This is a genomic window from Paenibacillus sp. FSL M7-1455 (assembly GCF_038004655.1).
Classification (GTDB): domain Bacteria; phylum Bacillota; class Bacilli; order Paenibacillales; family Paenibacillaceae; genus Paenibacillus_AQ; species Paenibacillus_AQ cookii.
Genome location: NZ_JBBORO010000001.1, coordinates 1,504,165 through 1,521,191, shown reverse-complemented (window position 1 = coordinate 1,521,191; position 17,027 = coordinate 1,504,165). Strand labels below are relative to the sequence as shown.

At 51.6% G+C, this 17,027-nt stretch carries 13 protein-coding genes and 1 tRNA gene; 1 reads left to right on the top strand and 13 read right to left on the bottom strand.

The window, feature by feature from the left end; all coding sequences use genetic code 11:
* Nucleotides 1–10 precede the first annotated feature (10 nt).
* The 7 genes from NYE48_RS07090 to nrdR all read right to left on the bottom strand — a co-directional run bounded on the left by NYE48_RS07090 (nt 11) and on the right by nrdR (nt 9,978).
* Nucleotides 11–1,255, bottom strand: coding sequence for a PTS sugar transporter subunit IIC (locus NYE48_RS07090; RefSeq protein WP_340997695.1), 1,245 nt, complete (start codon nt 1,253–1,255; stop codon nt 11–13).
* A gap of 222 nt (nt 1,256–1,477) precedes the next feature.
* On the bottom strand, nt 1,478–3,916 hold the full coding sequence (locus NYE48_RS07085) for a GH39 family glycosyl hydrolase (protein WP_340997693.1): 2,439 nt from the start codon (nt 3,914–3,916) through the stop codon (nt 1,478–1,480).
* A 1,882-nt stretch (nt 3,917–5,798) separates the two neighbouring features.
* A tRNA-Ala gene (locus NYE48_RS07080) sits at nt 5,799–5,871 on the bottom strand.
* A 131-nt stretch (nt 5,872–6,002) separates the two neighbouring features.
* Nucleotides 6,003–7,379 carry an ABC transporter substrate-binding protein gene (locus NYE48_RS07075; RefSeq protein WP_445324061.1) on the bottom strand — a complete coding sequence of 459 codons (1,377 nt, stop codon included), beginning with the start codon at nt 7,377–7,379 and terminating at the stop codon, nt 6,003–6,005.
* 81 nt (nt 7,380–7,460) lie between these two features.
* Nucleotides 7,461–8,285 (bottom strand): carbohydrate ABC transporter permease, encoded by an 825-nt coding sequence (locus NYE48_RS07070; RefSeq protein WP_212951942.1) that lies wholly within the window; start codon nt 8,283–8,285, stop codon nt 7,461–7,463.
* On the bottom strand, nt 8,282–9,166 hold the full coding sequence (locus NYE48_RS07065; RefSeq protein WP_340997691.1) for a carbohydrate ABC transporter permease: 885 nt from the start codon (nt 9,164–9,166) through the stop codon (nt 8,282–8,284). Before NYE48_RS07065 ends, NYE48_RS07070 begins: the two co-directional genes overlap by 4 nt.
* Before the next feature lie 335 nt (nt 9,167–9,501).
* The gene (gene nrdR, locus NYE48_RS07060; RefSeq protein ID WP_036707885.1) at nt 9,502–9,978 is read right to left on the bottom strand and encodes a transcriptional regulator NrdR; all 477 of its coding nucleotides are present in this window, start codon (nt 9,976–9,978) and stop codon (nt 9,502–9,504) included.
* A 146-nt stretch (nt 9,979–10,124) separates the two neighbouring features.
* Between nrdR and NYE48_RS07055 the strand changes: the two genes are divergently transcribed.
* Nucleotides 10,125–10,343: an alpha/beta-type small acid-soluble spore protein gene (locus NYE48_RS07055; RefSeq protein WP_036707882.1), complete on the top strand. Its 219-nt coding sequence runs from the start codon at nt 10,125–10,127 to the stop codon at nt 10,341–10,343.
* Nucleotides 10,344–10,474: 131 nt separating this feature from the next.
* On the opposite strand, the gene NYE48_RS07050 is transcribed toward NYE48_RS07055, so the two are convergent.
* The 6 genes from NYE48_RS07050 to phoU form a co-directional block, all read right to left on the bottom strand.
* Nucleotides 10,475–11,047 carry a lytic transglycosylase domain-containing protein gene (locus tag NYE48_RS07050; RefSeq protein WP_212951944.1) on the bottom strand — a complete coding sequence of 191 codons (573 nt, stop codon included), beginning with the start codon at nt 11,045–11,047 and terminating at the stop codon, nt 10,475–10,477.
* Nucleotides 11,044–11,640: a dephospho-CoA kinase gene (gene coaE / locus NYE48_RS07045; protein ID WP_036707877.1), complete on the bottom strand. Its 597-nt coding sequence runs from the start codon at nt 11,638–11,640 to the stop codon at nt 11,044–11,046. Before coaE ends, NYE48_RS07050 begins: the two co-directional genes overlap by 4 nt.
* Nucleotides 11,641–11,653: 13 nt before the next feature.
* Entirely contained in the window at nt 11,654–12,382 is a 729-nt protein-coding gene (locus tag NYE48_RS07040; RefSeq protein WP_036707875.1) for a manganese efflux pump, read from the bottom strand.
* 151 nt (nt 12,383–12,533) lie between these two features.
* Nucleotides 12,534–13,364, bottom strand: coding sequence for a DNA-formamidopyrimidine glycosylase (gene mutM, locus NYE48_RS07035; protein WP_212951947.1), 831 nt, complete (start codon nt 13,362–13,364; stop codon nt 12,534–12,536).
* Between the two features lie 51 nt (nt 13,365–13,415).
* A complete protein-coding gene (gene polA / locus NYE48_RS07030) occupies nt 13,416–16,079 on the bottom strand; it encodes a DNA polymerase I (protein ID WP_340997685.1) in 2,664 nt (887 codons plus the stop codon).
* A gap of 288 nt (nt 16,080–16,367) precedes the next feature.
* Complete coding sequence (gene phoU / locus NYE48_RS07025; protein WP_340997682.1) at nt 16,368–17,027, bottom strand: phosphate signaling complex protein PhoU; 660 nt, start codon at nt 17,025–17,027, stop codon at nt 16,368–16,370.

Here is a 17,027-nt window from a genome sequence, read left to right as displayed (position 1 = left end):
TATTCATCCTTTACACATGACTTGTTGTACTTGCTTCCCGCTCTTTCTTCAGTTCTTGCGCATCATACAGCTTGAAGAACGGAAACCATACCGCGAATACAATCAATAAGACAACGGCCAGAAGAACAAGACCGCCGAGCCCGGACATCATGTAGGTAGACAGCCCGATTGGGGTATACCACAATTGAAAGATTTGGCTCGGGATTCTCACCAGCCCCATATCGAGCGCCAAATACACAATGATCGGCGTTATAAGACCATTAATCCACATCGGTACCATGAGCAGCGGGTTGAAAGCAACCGCTCCGTAGACGACCGGCTCGTTAATATTAAACAGGGAGGGGATAATCGTCGCTTTACCGACGGATTTCAGCTTTTGCGATCTGGCAAGCAGGAACCAGACGGCGAGCGGCAAAGTGGCTCCCATACCTCCGATGCCCAGCCATCCGGAGAAAAAGGTTTCAAAAGTATTGATATTAACCGGGTCCAGCCCTTTAGCCACTAAAGAGGCGTTCTCTTCAATGGCGGGAATCCAAATCGTGTACCATATCGGCATCAACACCCACGGACTGACCCCAAAGGAATACAGGACAACGCCGATAAAGTTAAACAATACGAACCCGATGAGACTTTGCCCCACAGCATTAAGAGGTCCAAATGCATTTACGATGAGCGCAAAAATATCAAAGTGCAGCTGGTATACCAGAACCCATCCTGTAGTTAAAATGATCGCGATCGGAATGAGAAAATCGAACCATTCCTTAATGAACTCAGGAAGCGAGCTCTCTGTTTTAAAGAAGGAGAATTTACCGCAGACATTCATGATCACCGCTACGAATATCCCCACAAGCAGTGCTGTAATCATGCCCGTCGCGCCAAAGCGTTCAAGGATAAACTTGACGGTTCCATCCTCGTTCATGGTCGGGTTAAGCAGCATGATGAATAAAGATAAGCCTGTCATTCCTGCCAGCAGCTTGATTTTGTGGCGCTCCCTCTTTTCCATGACCATATAAGGCGTTAAGAAAGAAATGAATAAACCTAGCAGACCGAAGCTAAATGTCGTGATCGGTGATAGATCCGGCATCCCCGGGAAGAACTCCTTTAAAATCGAAATCAACGTAATGATCGAGCCGATAAATATCATCGGAATCGCGACCATAATGGCGTCTTGAATAGATGAAACCCAGACATTGTTCGTAAACGCCTCCAATCGAGGCGCAAACGATTCCGTCATCCATTTCATGAAACGCTTCATCTTGTTTTCCCTCCTGTCATTCTCGTGCGGCTGTACCTTAAGTATAGGGTTTCCATGGGAACGCTTTCTTGTTTTAAGTTGTCGTGTAGAGGGGCATTTTTTGCCTAGTTGGCTTCTTCCGTCCTAGCTTGTGTATCACGCTCGAAAATAAACAGCAAAAAACACCCCTTTTATTAAAAAGGGATGTCTTGTTGATCTATGATTCGATTCATTTCCATCATGCTAATACTGCCTGTCTAACGTTAGCAGCATGACGCCATGAGGCGGGAGATCAATTTCTTTGCGCCAGCGATCCTGCCGGAGAAGCTCTGTCCGAATGACCGGCCCGCTTCGCTTGTGAAGATAGGCGAGCTCCTCCTCCGAAAGGAATTCGGGAGCCCCCATGTGAATCCATTCGTCAAACACCGACCCATGCTGCCGGTCCAGCCGATAACTGGTACATTTAAAGGTCCCGGTAAGCCGGCTTAGCGATAGCTCGAAGTTTCGGTTTCCTTTTTCCTCAAACACATCGTAACGGTTCGTGCTGGACAGTTCGGACCAGTCGCCGCTTGAAAACAGGGGATCCACGTGCACGTAGTGATAGAACAGAAACTGCATGCTGCCATCCCTGGTTCGCGTTCCCACATAACCATCCCCCTGCACCAGAAGCTCGTCGCCCAGCTTTTGCAACAGTTCTAAAGCATAATAGCTCGGCTTTTTGAGCCCGTCCCGGTTGATCAAGCCAAATCCTCCGTAGAATGGTGAAGTCGGCACCGTGCTTTCCTCGAAGACGTCGGTAAACGACCAGAAGGCCAATGCTTTCACCGCGCCCAGCGTGTTCATCGCATGATAAATGACAAAAGGGGCCATAAACATCGTGTCATGCAGCAAGTTGCGGTCGTACATGGAGAAGTTCCATTCCGTAATATGAAGCTCCACGTCGCCATAGGCGGCGGCTTTCATTTTCTCCCGTAAACGGTCAATGCTTTCCCTATAAAATGAAGGAGGCATAATCTTGGTCAGATGCTCCCTTTCTTCCTTAAGCCGAGGGTATTCCGAATAAATATGGAACGAAAAAAAGTCGAGAGGCACTTCTTGTTCCCTGCAATAGTCCATAAACTCATCCGCCCAAGGATCATTCCATAACGAGCCATAGCCCATCGCAGGTCCCCCTGTCCTCAGCTGAGGCCAGACCGATTTGATCGCGCGAACCGTCGATGCATAAAAAGCAAAGTATTCTTCCTTGCTCCCGGCCCAGCACACCCCGGACAAATCCGGTTCATTCCATACCTCGAAATACCAGCTTTCCACTTCCTTCGCCCCGTATCGATTCAGGCAATGGCGCACGAACTCCCGCACCAGCGCGTCCCATTTGGTTTGATCGGCAGGCGGTGAAATATTTCCTCTCCACCAGAAGATTGTTTCCTTGGAACGTGCCAGCTGGCTCGGCATGAAGCTGAGTTCGACAAACGGCTTTACTCCCTGCTCCAGGAGAAAATCATACAGCTTGTCGACATATGACCAATTATATATAGGAGTTCCGTCTTCCTTCTCGCTGTACACCATCATCTCATCGTTAAATATGCCGTGGAAACGGATATACCGGAACGGAATATGCCCTTTTAGTTCACGCAGCTGCCGGCGCCAGTCTTCCCTTAACCCTTCGATTGCCCTGCCTGCGGTTGTCGTGACATTCCAGTGCCGTTCATACCTTGCCGAAGGCCCATCGGCTTGGACCTCGACCATCTTCCGCTCCGCCGTAAGCGGGGGTGACGGGTTTAGCGCCTCGAGCTTCGTGTCTGCTCTAGCATCCAGATACCGATATAACGTGCCCATGGCATTCCATGTATCCATCTCATAATAGTCGCCGCTTGAGGACTCGTCGTAAGTTAACGGCTTGCGGTCGGGCCGATCAGCTGCCTGAGCAAGCAAGGCGTCACGATAGGAGCTCGGGGTGCAGCCGTACTTTTCTTTGAAATATTTATTAAAGAGCTTCACGTTGGCAAATCCGCAATCCAAAGCGATTTCCGTGATGCTTTTTTCGCTTCCGGCAAGCTCGGCCTGCGCCTTCTCCAGGCGAACCAACGTCAAATACTTCTGGAAGGGGATGCCGATTTTATCCGTAAAGAAGTGAGAGAAATAATGCAGGCTCAAATGCTCCAGCTCCGCCATGGTCTGCAGCGTAATCTTTTCATTATAATGCTGGTCTACGTACGTAAGGACCCTGTTCAGCCTCTTATAGTCATACTCTCTGCCGCCCTCTTCGGCTGCGGGATTCGTTCCATCCGCAAAATACCGCAGCAGGCAGCCGCACAACGTCTGCAAAATGCCCATCGTGTAGCTTTGATAACCCGGAGCCTTCTTGTTGATCTCCCAGACCATCTGGGCGAGATTTTGCTTGATGCTCTGCAGCTGCCGGTTCTGCTCGGGATCCGCAGCAGAATTGCACGAGATAAACGCTTGATTATTCAACCATTCGGGACCGAACTGCAGCGTTAACAGCACGTTGTCTTGGCTTGTCCGCTCGATCTGATGCACCGACATGCTGTTCACGACAATGACATCATCTTCATGGAGCGTATACTGTTTCTGATCAAGGTACATGATGACGGAGCCTTGGAGAACGTAGACGATTTCAACCTCTTTATGCCAGTGAAAATGAATATGCTTCACGCTGTTCACGAAAAGCTTGATCGGTAGATCATCCTGATGCTCTATAAATTCGTAAAGGTAGCGAATACGCTGCTCCTCCCTTCATATAGCCTATTATATGCACATTTTTGCAGGGTTATCAAAGCTCATAGGCCCCCCAAATAGAGGAAAAGGCCCCCTACAAACGTGCGGAAAGTCCTTAACAATCGCTTTTGAGAATCGGGATATATGAGGTGTAAGAAACCCAGTTATTGATCCGGAACGGAGCCTGGCTTCTACTGTTGAAGCTGCGTTCATTTTCTAGATGCAAGATGTTTCAGTTTGCTTGCGTAGTTCCCCTTGTAGAGCATACTAATGATCTTTCACGCCCTTTTGGTGAAAAAGCAGCTGCGGCCAGCAGGCGGTCGATCGCACCGGAGCGCTCGTCCTGCTTGCGGCATCGCTTCGGCCGACGACGGTTGGCCCGGTCGCCTGTGGCGTGGCTCCTTCCTGCCCGCGCGCCGTCCTGGGCCTGCGCCGATGGGTCTCCTCACGCTCACCTTATCCCCTTGATTCACGTAACTCTCTAGCGTCTTAACGTTCAACCTATCTCGTCATCTTCACTTGACCCTCGGGTAGCCGGAAACAACGCTATTTTTGTTTTCCGCCTAACCACCTCCAGCTTCGGTGGCCCGCGATCGAGTGTACGTGAGGGATAGGACGAACGTAAAAAGACGATGGCACGCGAGGTGATATAGGGAATCCAGAAGACAATTGCACGTGAGGAGTTGCAGTCAAGATGAGGAGACAAGTCCAAGCGTGGAAGTAAGTGTGGGAGTAAGTGTGGAAGTAAATTTCTAACGGTTGCCACAGCGGTTAATGCCGACAAAATAGAGGTTATGAAATTTTAACGGTTCTGGTTAACGTTATTTGGGCATTTTGGCCGAATTTCATACGGTAATCTTCCAAATAAGCTCATTGGTAACCGTTAGAACTTACAGAGAACTATTTGAAGCGACATAGGCGCTGTCACAACCGTTAAAGAGACCAATTGAACGCCGGAGACGAAGGAACCGCGAGGAGTAAATTTCTAACGATTGCCACAGCGGTTAATGCCGGGAATATGGAGGTTATAGAATTTTAACGGTTCTGATTGACGTTATTTGGACATTTTGGCCGAATTTCATAAGGTAGTCTTGCAGATAAGCTCATTGGCGACCGTTACAACTTACAGAGAACCATTTGAAGCGACATAGGCGCTATCACAACCGTTAAAGAGACCAATTGAACGCCGGAGACGAAGGAATCGTGAGGACGATCGAACACGAGGAGATGAAGGGAATCCAGAAAACAATTGCACACGAGGAGTTGCAGTCAAGATGAGGAGACAAGTCCAAGCGTGGGAGTAAGTGTGGGAGTAAATTTCTAACGGTTGCCACAGCGGTTAATGACGACAAAATAGAGGTTATGAAATTTTAACGGTTCTGGTTGACGTTATTTGGGCATTTTGGCCGAGTTTCATACGGTAATCTTCCAAATAAGCTAGTTGGTGACCGTTACAACTTACAGAGAACCATTTTAAGCGACATAGGCGCTGTCACAACCGTTAGCAACCGGAAACAGCTTACGCGCAGCGATCTAACCTTGTTTATGCCTCCGTAGACATTTCAGCGGAAGATGAATTTCTCCATGAACTGCCCGGCGACGCTTGTCTGTCTACCCATATCTACAAATGCTTGTTAACCCACGTCATTCTATCGATGCTTATCTACGACACGATCTACCCCTTACGAAAAATAGCAACGCCAAGCTCATCCGCCCTCCCCTTAACGGCGAGGCCCCCCGTTCCCAGTGCGGGACCCGCTTCACTTGCAAGATTCATCCCTCCGCCCCGAAACAAAAAAAGACATCCGTATTGGATGTCTTTTTAAAATGGAGCCTAGGGGGATCGAACCCCTGACCTCATCGCTGCCAGCGATGCGCTCTCCCAGCTGAGCTAAGGCCCCGTAGTATGTATCGCTCTTTTGAAGAGCACTCCTATAATATATCATAGCGGATAGAGTTGTGCAATACTTTTTTTCAAAAAAAGAAGACGCCCCGGCCCTAGAGCCAAAAAGGGCATCTCCTACCACGGAGTTTATTTCACCGTCCGGTTATACTCCTGGATTTTGGCGGTAATCTCTTTCGCCGCGTCGTCCAGCGCCGCCTTTGGCGTCTTTTTGTTGTTGAGCACCTCTTCGATGGCGCCTTCGACGATTTGTCTTGCTTCCGGGAAGACGCCCATCACGGCGCCCTGGGTAGCCCGGTTCAGCTTCGTTTGATGCAGCTGGTCGATCGCCGTCTGGAATTGCGGGAACTTCTTCAGATTTTCCTTCACGCTGTCCTGTTCATACGCTTTGGTCGTGATCGGGAAATATCCGGTGTTGATGTGCCAAAATGCCTGCTGCTCCGGCGAGGTCAGGAATTTGATGAATTCCCAGGCCGCCTTTTGCTCCTCGTCGGGACGGTTGTTCATCATCCACAAGCTTGCGCCGCCGACGATGACGCCGCCTTCCTTCGCATCTGCCGGTTTCGGCAAAAAGCCCGTTCCGACCTCGAATTTGCCTGTCGTGCCGTCCACCAATCCTTTGAGCGCCGCCGTGGAATCGAGGATCATCGCCACCTGGCCTGCGGAGAACGCTTTTTTCGAGTCATCGGTTTTCCGTCCGAGATTGTTGGCTGCTTTCGTGTCGATCAGATCCTTCCACCACGTCATCACCTTCACCCCTGCGTCGGAGTTCACCAGCGATTCGGTCGCCAGGTCGTCCCGGCCGTTGCCGTTGTTGACGTATTCCGCTCCCTGGTTTGCGAAAAACTGCTCCATGAACCAGCCGTAAATCGCGAAGTTCGCGCCGACGGCTTTACCCGTTTTCGAAATTTTGTCCGCGGCAGTTTTCAGCTCTTCAAACGTCTTCGGCGGGTTTTCCGGATCAAGTCCGGCTTCCTTAAACAAATCCTTGTTATAATACAAAATCGGATTCGACGTATTAAACGGCATCGAATACAGCTTGTCGTCGAACGTATAGTAGCCGCTGATGTTCGGTTCAAGCTGGCCGACGTCCCACCCGTCCTGATCGATAAAGTTTTGCATCGGCGTAATCAGCTTGGAATCAACCATGAACCGGCTGCCGATTTCGTACATCTGCACGACCGTCGGCCCTTCGCTGGTGCCCATCGACGCCTTCAGCTTGCTCAGCAAATCGTCATATGTTCCCTGGTACACCGCTTCCACCTGGATTTTATCCTGCGACTTATTGAAGTTGTCCACCAGTTGATCCACGACCTTCGTCGTCGCCCCGCCCATGGCATGCCAGAACACGTCCTTTTGCGCCCCGCTTTTCGTTTCGGCGCCTTTCGTGCCGGGTTCGGCTGCTTTCGGCTCTTCTTCGCCCATGTTCACGCTGCAGGCCGCCATCAGCAGCATTACCGCTGCCAGCATCAGACTTACAAGCCTCTTCTTCCCCATAGTCTGCATCATTCCTCCCCTTTTATTAAAAAACCTGCCTATAGCCTTGTATGACAAGCCCCGCCGCAAATCCAAGGCCGATCACCGCTTTTATCCCTTTACCGCCCCCGCCGCGATGCCGCGCACCAGCTGCTTGACGCCTAAAGCCAGCAGGATGAAGGACGGCAGCAGCACCAGCGTCACCCCGGCCAAAATCAAATTCCAGGACATGACCTCGGCATGCTGCAGCATCGCCACCCCGATTTGGACGGTCCGCATGGACGCCCGGTTCGTAATGAGCAGAGGCCAAAGATAATGGTTCCAATGCGTCAAGAACACGTAGACCGAAAGCGTGGCCAGCGCCGGCCTGGAAAGCGGCAGCACGATCGAAAAATATTGCCGCAAATGCCCGCATCCGTCGATTTTTCCTGCGTCGAACAATTCGCGCGGCAGCTGCAGAAAAAACTGGCGGAGCAGAAACACCCCGAAAGCGCCGGCCATGAAAGGAACGATCAGCCCCTGGTAGCTGTCCATCCAGCCCCAGCTTTTGATCAGCAAATAGTTCGGAATGATCGTCACTTCCCATGGAATCATCATCGTCGACAGAAACATCGCAAACAGCGCGTTTTTGCCTTTGAAACTCAGGAACGAAAAAGCGTACGCCGCTAGGCTCGATGTCACGACCTGGCTGATCATGACCGCGGCCGATACGATAAAGCTGTTCAATATGAACCGGACGATCGGAAATCCGGCGATGGCCTCCTTGAAGTTATCGAGATGGAAACGGGTCGGAAACAACGGCGGCGGAAAATTGGATACTTCTTTTTCGGTCATCAACGACGAAAACACCGTAAAAATAAGCGGATACAACACCATCAGCGCCAACGCGGCAAGCAGGACGTACAGCAGCAGCGCAGTCGTTCGTTTCGCAATCATTGATAGTGCACCCTCTTTTCCAGAACTTTAAACTGCAGCACGGTCAGCGCCAAAATAATCAAAAACAGGATGAGCGCCTGCGCGCTGCCGATCCCGAAGCGGAAGTTCACGAAGGCGTCCTGGTAAATGGAGTAGACGATGACGTTGGTGGAGTTGATCGGACCGCCTTTGGTCAGGATATGAATTTGGCCGAAAGCCTGGAAAGCTCCAATCACCGAAACGATCAAGGCGAAAAAAATCGTCGGCGACAACAGCGGAATCACGATCCGCACAAACGTGCGTACAGGTCCGGAACCGTCGATTTTAGCGCTTTCATAAAGCTCCTCCGGAATGCCTTGCAGCCCGCTGGACAACACGATGTACAGAAAACCCATGTTCATCCAAACCGTCATGATGGAAATGGAAATGAGCGCCCAGGCCGGGTCGGTCAGCCACGGAATCGGGCCAACGCTTATGAGGCTGAAAAAATAGTTCAACATCCCCGCCGTCGGGTGAAACAGCAAAAACCAGATAATGGAGCCCGTACCGACCGAAATGACGATCGGCAGCGAAAATATGAATTGGAAAATTTTCATTCCCCGCAGCTTGTTGTGGGTGATCGCCGCCAAAAACAAGGACCAGATCAGCGAAGTCGGCACCGTGTACAAAATAAACAGAAGCGTTACGCTCAAATTGGAATAAAGCTGGCGCGATTGGAACAGGTTCAAGAAATTTTCGAACCAGACGAACTCGGCCACCTGTCCCCGAGGATCCGTAATCGTCATGCTCAAATAAACGGATTTCAGCATCGGGTAAAACAAAAACATGATAAATAAAATGATCGAAGGCGCCAAAAATGCGTAAGCCAAGACATGCTCTTTCCAAACGTTCCGTTTGGACATCCTGCTTTTAGGATTTTTTACATTTAAAACGCTTTCAAAATTAGACAAATCGATGACCCCTCCCATGTCTCCCGATGTATTTTCGTCATAACCAGCCCATATATGTTATTATCTTACATTTGATATTTTGCCGTTGTCAACGAATTTTCACAATTTATTTTCGAACAACCTTGACAAAATTAAAATAAATTTCAGAACTTTACAACGGCACATAAGTAAAGAATTCACCCAGAATGCCATGCCATGCCATGTTTTTGCCGGTAACCCCGGAAAATAAAAAAGACGCAAGCGGCTTGATGTCTTCCACCTAGCCGTTTGCGCCTTCGGACATCCGGTCAGTCGACCGAGTCGGGCATCGTATTCTTCGAAAGCAGCCCTTTCAGCTCTTTCATGAACATGTTGATGTCTTTGAACTGCCGGTATACGGAGGCAAAACGCACATAAGCAACCTCGTCCACCGGATACAACTGCTCCATGACCAGCTCGCCGATGTGGCGGCTTTCGACTTCCGCTACCGCGGTGTTGCGAAGCGCTTTTTCCACCTCGGACACGATGGCTTCAAGCTGTTCCACCGATACCGGGCGCTTCTCGCATGCGCGGATGAGGCCGCGCAGCACTTTGTCCCGGCTGAATTCCTCGCGGCTTCCTTCTTTTTTGATGACAATCAGCGGAGTTTCCTCCACCATTTCGAACGTCGTAAAACGCCTGCTGCATTTTTCGCATTCGCGTCTGCGGCGGATCGATTTGTTGTCGTTGGCCGGACGGGAGTCCAGCACCTTGGTGCCTGCGTAATCGCAGTAGGGACATTTCATGCATACTCACTTCCTTTACCTTGAGGGTGGATGGGATGATACAAAAAATTACTTATAATTTCCAACTGAAAAACATCTAAAAAAAGTGATGAAGTTTGAATCTTTGAGACATACTACTTTTACAAACAGCAAGGAGGTGAACATCAATGGCTCAAAACAACAACTCCAACAACCTGGTAGTACCTAAAGCTACTGCAGCCCTGAACCAATTGAAATACGAAGTTGCTCAGGAACTGGGTATCTCCATCCCGCAAGACGGATACCAAGGCAACATGACTTCCTATGAGAACGGTTCGATCGGGGGACTCATCACTAAACGTTTGGTGACCCTGGCTGAACAACAACTGGCTGGTCAATTCCAATAATACATGCTTCCAAAGAAGTATTGGGGCAGCCGATGAGGCTGCTTCAATACTTTTTTGCCGTGATGGGAACGGAATCGTCAGAGCAAAACCCCGCTTATGGAGTTCCTTCGGATGGCTTGTCCGCCCCAAATTCAAAACTCGTTGTATATCCGCGTATATTGATTATAATAATAAATCACCCGCTGAACATAGTGCCTTGTTTCGCCGATGGGAATATCTTTGACCGATTCCAGCGTTCCGTCCCAAACTCCCTTTTTCAACCACCCGTCCACCTTGCCCGGTCCTGCATTATAGGCCGCGATGACGGCGATGCGGTTCCCTTTGAACTGGTTGCTCAAATTTCTCAGGTACCAGGTTCCGATGGCAATGCTCGCCTCCGGTTTATGTTTGATATGGTCCATCGTCACTTCCGGCAGCTTGGCCTGCTCCATAACCCACTGGGCCGTGTCGGGCATCAGCTGCATCAAGCCGAGCGCTCCTTTTTTCGATTCCTTGCCCAGCTTGTAGTTGGATTCCACGCGGATGATCGAGGCGACCAAAAACGGGTCAACGTCATAGCGCTCCGCCTGCTCGCGAATGTTATCCTTGTAATAGATCGGGTAAAACCAGGACATCCAGTTCGTGCTGAAAAACAAAACCGCGACAAAACCGATGAACAGCAGCAGCAGGACTCTTTTTTTGCGCAAAAATCGAACAGCCTTCATACATATCCCGCTTGAAGCCAGAACCGATCCACTTGCCGCTCCGTTTCCTCAGCGTCTCCGCTGTTGTCGATCACGATATCGGCCTTCCGCTTCTTTTCCTCAATATCCATTTGCGACCGGATCCTTGCCGCCGCTTCCTCCGCCGTCAATTGGTTTCGCCGCATCAATCGCTCCAGCTGAACGTGCTCCGGGGCATAAACCACCATGACGCGTTCAAACATATGTTCAAGTCCCGATTCGTATAAAAGGGGGATGTCCACGACCACCAGCTTGTCCGGATGTTCCCGCTGCAAATCGTCCATCCGCCCGCGGATCTCCTTCCGGATGGCAGGATGGGTGATGTCATTCAGAGCTTTGCGCTGGGTAGGGTCGCGGAATACGATGTCCCCAAGCTTCTTCCGGTCGAGGGTGCCGTCCTCAAGAATAACGGCTTGTCCAAAATGCTCGGCAACCGCCGCCAAAACGGGATGACCCGGGAGCATGACTTCCCGGGCGATCGCGTCGGCATCGACAAGCAGAGCCCCTTTGTTGACAAGGAGCGCGGACACGGTGCTTTTTCCTGTTGCAATACCTCCGGTTAACCCGATATTCATGTGCAAAACCACCTCATAACAGCTTTATTATTCCCATGGCGATCAATAACAACGCCGGAAGCGCGGTAAAATGCCGCATCCATGATCTTGCCGCGAATTTAAAGCCGGTTTTCATGCCGACCACCAAAAACGTTCCGCTGAACAGCGCGATGACGAGCGCGGTCCAAACGGGCGAAAATCCTAGCAATGCAGCGCCGAGTCCGGCCCCGAAAGCGTCCAGCGATAACGCAATGCCAAGCCACATCGCCTCGAATCCCGAAATGCTGCCCGATTTATCGATATCCGCCGAAGACGGCGTCCGCAAAATGCGGATGACGAGGCCCAGCTTGCGGATTTCGAGCGAAAATACCGTTTGCTCCGGCATTTCCCTGGAAGCCGTCGGCAACGCGGCCCCGCTTGCATGGCTTTGGTCCGACGCTTTGATGTTTGCCGTATGTTTATCGTCAGGTTTGTCGTCCCGTTCCTTTTCCTTCTGAATCACCAACTGGATCAAGGACCACGACCCCATGATGATCAAAATGACGGCCCCGACAACCGAAGCGGCGTCCGGTGACACGACGCGGGCCAAAAGCACGCCGACCTGCATCGATATATAAATGATGACTCCGGAACATATGGAGATGATGACGACGGACAACGACGAAATTTTCATCTGCCTCAACCCATATGTAATCCCGACCCCGAAACTGTCCAAACTTAATGCAAACGCAAGCAGGAGCAGCGAAAAGACATGACTGAGCACCCCTGGTTTCCCTCCCCTTGTCGAAACGGCCGATCCCGAACCCGCGGCTCTGAATAAGAACCGGGGTCTTGAAGCTTCCGTTTTCCCTGAAGTCCACTACGGTCTCAGTATATGGGAGGGACAAACAAGGAGTGCACGCCCATGCTTTTATTTAATTCAGGGTCTGGCAGACCGGGCAATAATGCGTGCCGCGTCCGCCGACCACGGTCTTTTCGATCGGCGTTCCGCAGGTGACGCAAGGCTCGTTTTGGCGTCCGTAAATTTTCAGTCGATGCTGGAACATCCCCATCTCCCCTTGCCCGTTGACATAGGATTTGATGGAGGAGCCGCCAACCTCAACCGACTCCGCCAGCGTGGCCACGACTGCCTGGTGCAAAGCTTCAAACTGCTTGTCCGTCAGCGTGTTCGCCGGCTGCTCGGGGTGAATCCCCGCGCGGAACAGCGACTCATCCACATAGATATTCCCGATGCCGACGACATATGCTTGGTTCAGCAGAACCGCCTTGATTTTCGAAGTTTTTCCTTTTAGCGCTTCTTTAAACTTCCCGGGGGTAAACTCCGGATCCAGCGGCTCCAAGCCGAGCTTGTTTAGCGGCGGCAAAGCAAACTCTTCCCCCGGCTGGAATAGGTGCATCGTTCCGAACTGGCGGACGTCCTTGTAGCGAAGTTCGGTCCCGTCGTTAAAATGGAAAATGACATGCGTATGTTTTTCCACGGGATCGGAGCCGGCGTACACGCCGTATCGCCCCTCCATCCGGAGATGGGATACCAGGACCAGGCCGTCCAGGAGAATCCGCAAAAATTTGCCGCGGCGCTCCACGCCTTCGATCCGATGTCCTGCCAGCATAAAAGCAAACTGATCTATATCGTCAGGGCGCTGGATAATCCGCGCCAAATTTACGGTAACCCGGTCAATGACCTTGCCTTTGACCAATTGATTCAACGTTCTTTTGACTGTTTCAACCTCCGGCAATTCCGGCATGATGTCTTCACCTCATCCCCATTATAACGGATGCGGGGCCGTCATGGGGCATTATTTCGCTTCGTACCAATTCATGCCATAGCTGACTTCCGCTTTTAACGGCACGGACAGCTTCAGGGCGTTTTCCATCGTTTCCGGCACGAGTTTTTTCATCAGCTCCAGCTCGTCTTCCGGCACTTCGAATACAAGTTCGTCATGCACCTGCAGCAGCATGCGGCTTTTCAGTTTTTGCTCCGCCAAAGCGGCATCCATATGCACCATGGCCAGCTTGATGATGTCCGCCGCGGTTCCTTGAATCGGGGTGTTCATCGCCGTACGCTCCGCGAACGAACGCAGATTGAAATTGCTTGCGTTGATTTCGGGCAGGTAACGCCTTCTCTCCAGAAGCGTCTTCACGAATCCGTCCCGTTTCGCATCGCGTACGATCTCGTCCATATAGCGCCGGACGCCGCTGAACGCATCGAAATATTGGTCGATGAAACGCGCGGCTTCCTTCCGGGTGATGTTCAGGTTTTGGGACAGGCCGTAATCGCTGATGCCGTAGACGATGCCGAAATTGACCGCCTTGGCCGAACGCCGCATATTGGCATCCACTTCGTCCGCGGTGACGCCAAAGACGTCCATCGCCGTTTTCGTATGGATGTCAATGTCGTGCAGGAACGCTTCTTTCAGGCCTTCGTCGTCGGAAATATGGGCAAGCACGCGCAGCTCGATTTGCGAATAGTCCGCCGCCAGGATATACCAGCCCGGCTCCGACGGCACGAACACCTTGCGGATTTTCCGGCCTTCCTCGAGGCGGATCGGAATGTTTTGCAAATTCGGAAATTGGCTGCTGAGGCGGCCCGTCGCCGCGATGGTTTGGCGGTAATAGGTATGCACTTTTCCCGTTTCCGGCGAAATCTCCTTCAGGAGGCCCTCCACGTAGGTCGATTGCAGCTTGGCGATCGTCCGGTATTGCAAAATGAGACGCACGATATCGTGGTACGGCGCAAGCTTTTCAAGCACCTCGGCATCGGTGGAATATCCCGTCTTCGTTTTTTTGATGACCGGAAGGCCGAGCTTCACGAACAAAATTTCGCCCAGCTGCTTCGGCGAATTCAAATTGAATTCGGTGCCGGCGATCTCGTAAATATTTTTGACGAGCTCGTCGATCTGCGCCTCGAACTCTTTGCCCAGCTCCGTCAGATCGTCCTTGTTCACCGAAATCCCCTGTTTTTCCATGTCGGCCAAAATGCGCGACAACGGCATTTCGAGGTCATGGAACAGCGATGCCATTTCGTTGCCCTCAAGCTCTTTTTCCTGCAGCGGGATCAGGTCCAGAATGGCCGCTCCCTTGGCGGCAAGATGTTTGCTCAGGACCTCCGTCTCGGGCACCTTGTATTTTGCGCCTTTGCCGAAGACGTCCTCGTCGGACGCCAGCGTCTGCAGCCCGTATTTGGCGGCCAGCGCATGAAGGTTTTGATTGGACTCGGTCGGGTCGAGCAGGTAAGCCGCCAGCTGCACGTCAAACGATGCCCCGGCAAACGCAATGCCTTTCCAGTGCAAAGCCAGATCCGTCCGGTGCAGGTCATACCCGCGTTTTGGAACCCCGGCATCCGCAAGCCACTTTCGGACAGGCTCCGCGGCTGCGGATTTCAAAACCTCAAACGGTACGTAGAAATGCTTCTCCGGACCGGAAAAAACCACGCCGACCACATCGGCGTGATGGGGATTTTCCCCGTTTGTTTCCACATGGAGCGCTTCGATGGCCCCAAGCGCTTCGTTCAATTCGGCGATCCGGTCCTCGGTCAAAACCACAACGTTCACTTCCTTGGCCGGAGCCTGCTGCGGGCCGGACGGGTCTGAGGCGCCGTCTCCCTTGAACGACAAACGTTCGAGCAGCGATTTGAATTCCAGCTTCGCCAGCGCAGGGCCTGCGCTTTCTTCCTTTAATCCATCAAAGATCATGTCGTCGAACGACTTGTCCAGCGGCACCTCGCGGTAAATCGTCGCCAGCTTTTTGCTGAGGACGGCATCCTCCGCGTGGGTTTCGATTTTTTCCTTCATCTTGCCCTTCAGCTCAGCGGTGTTCGCGAGCACTTCCTCGACCGATCCGAATTGATGAAGGAGTTTGAGCGCCGTTTTTTCCCCGACGCCCGGGATGCCGGGGATATTGTCGGAAGCGTCGCCCATCAGCCCTTTCAGGTCGATGATCTGCAGCGGCTTCAGGCCGTATCTTTCCTGGATCTGCTCAGGCGTGTACGTCTCGATTTCCGTTACGCCCTTGCGGGTAAGACCCACCTGGACTTGGTCCGATGCAAGCTGGAGCATATCCTTGTCTCCGGTGACGACGAGAATGTCGTGTCCCGCTTCCTCCGCGATCCGCGACACGGTGCCGATGATATCGTCCGCTTCGTAACCTTCAAGCTCAAACTGCGAAATGCCGAATCCCTGCAGCAGCTCCTTCAGCAGCGGAAACTGTTCGGACAGCTCCGGGGGCGTCTTTTCGCGGCCGCCTTTGTATTCCTGGTATCCTTCGTGGCGAAACGTCACTTTGCCCGCGTCGAAAGCCACCATCATATGCGTCGGTTTATGGTCCTCGATCAGGCGAAGCAGCATATTCGTAAATCCGTACACGGCGTTCGTGTGCAGTCCCTTGGTATTCGTCAGCGGGGGCATCGCAAAAAATGCCCGGTAAATGATACTGTTTCCGTCGATCAGAATCAGTTTGCTCATACAGCACCTTCCCTTTTTTAAACTTCCTTATTTCAAAAAAAATGACCCGTCGGATGTATTTCAATGAAGACGTACCGCTTGGTTAACGGATTGATCCCTTGCTTGATTTCCCAGCGATTCGAGCGTTCGATTTCTTGTAAGCCATGCCTTTTAATATCTTAACACATGACCCTGTATTCGAGAAAAAAATCGGGGGCATAAATAGAAAAACACCGGAAAATTTCCGATGTTTTCATCCATTTCAATGTTGATAGCCAAATTGCTGCCTTCTATGCGTTAAATAGCGTTTTACCGGTTCAAATCCGGGCGTTTTCCCGTCACGAGATACACGGCGCTTTCCCCGATGTTTGTCGCATGGTCCGCGATCCGTTCGATATAACGGCCGACGAGCGTGAACAGCAACGCTTGGGACAACGAATCCGGATTGACTCTCATATGATCGTATAATTCCGTTAAAATGCGGCTGTACAACAGATCGACCTGGTCGTCGTCCTGCGCCATTTTGTAGGCAAGGTCGGTGTTTTCGTTCAAGTAGGACGTGATCGCTTCCTCGATCATTACTTTGACGATTTCCGCCATTTGCGGAATGTCGATCAGCGGCTTGATCAACGGCTCGCCCTGCAGGCGCAAAGTCACTTTGGCCACGTCAAGGGCAAGGTCGCCCATGCGTTCAAGATCGCTGGAGATTTTTAAAGCAACCAAAATTCTGCGCAAATCCTTCGCAACCGGCTGCTGGGTAACGATCAGGCGCGACCCGATATCCATAATTTCCTCTTCCATCTGATTGAGCAGCACGTCCGCCTGCACGATTTCCTGCGCCTTTTCGCTATCCTGCGTCTTGAGGCTGAGAACCGCTCCGTCGAGCGCCTCAACGACATGATCCCCCATTCGAACAAGCAGCGAACGCAGCTGGTCCAGGTCGTGATCCAATTCTTTTCTCCGAATCAT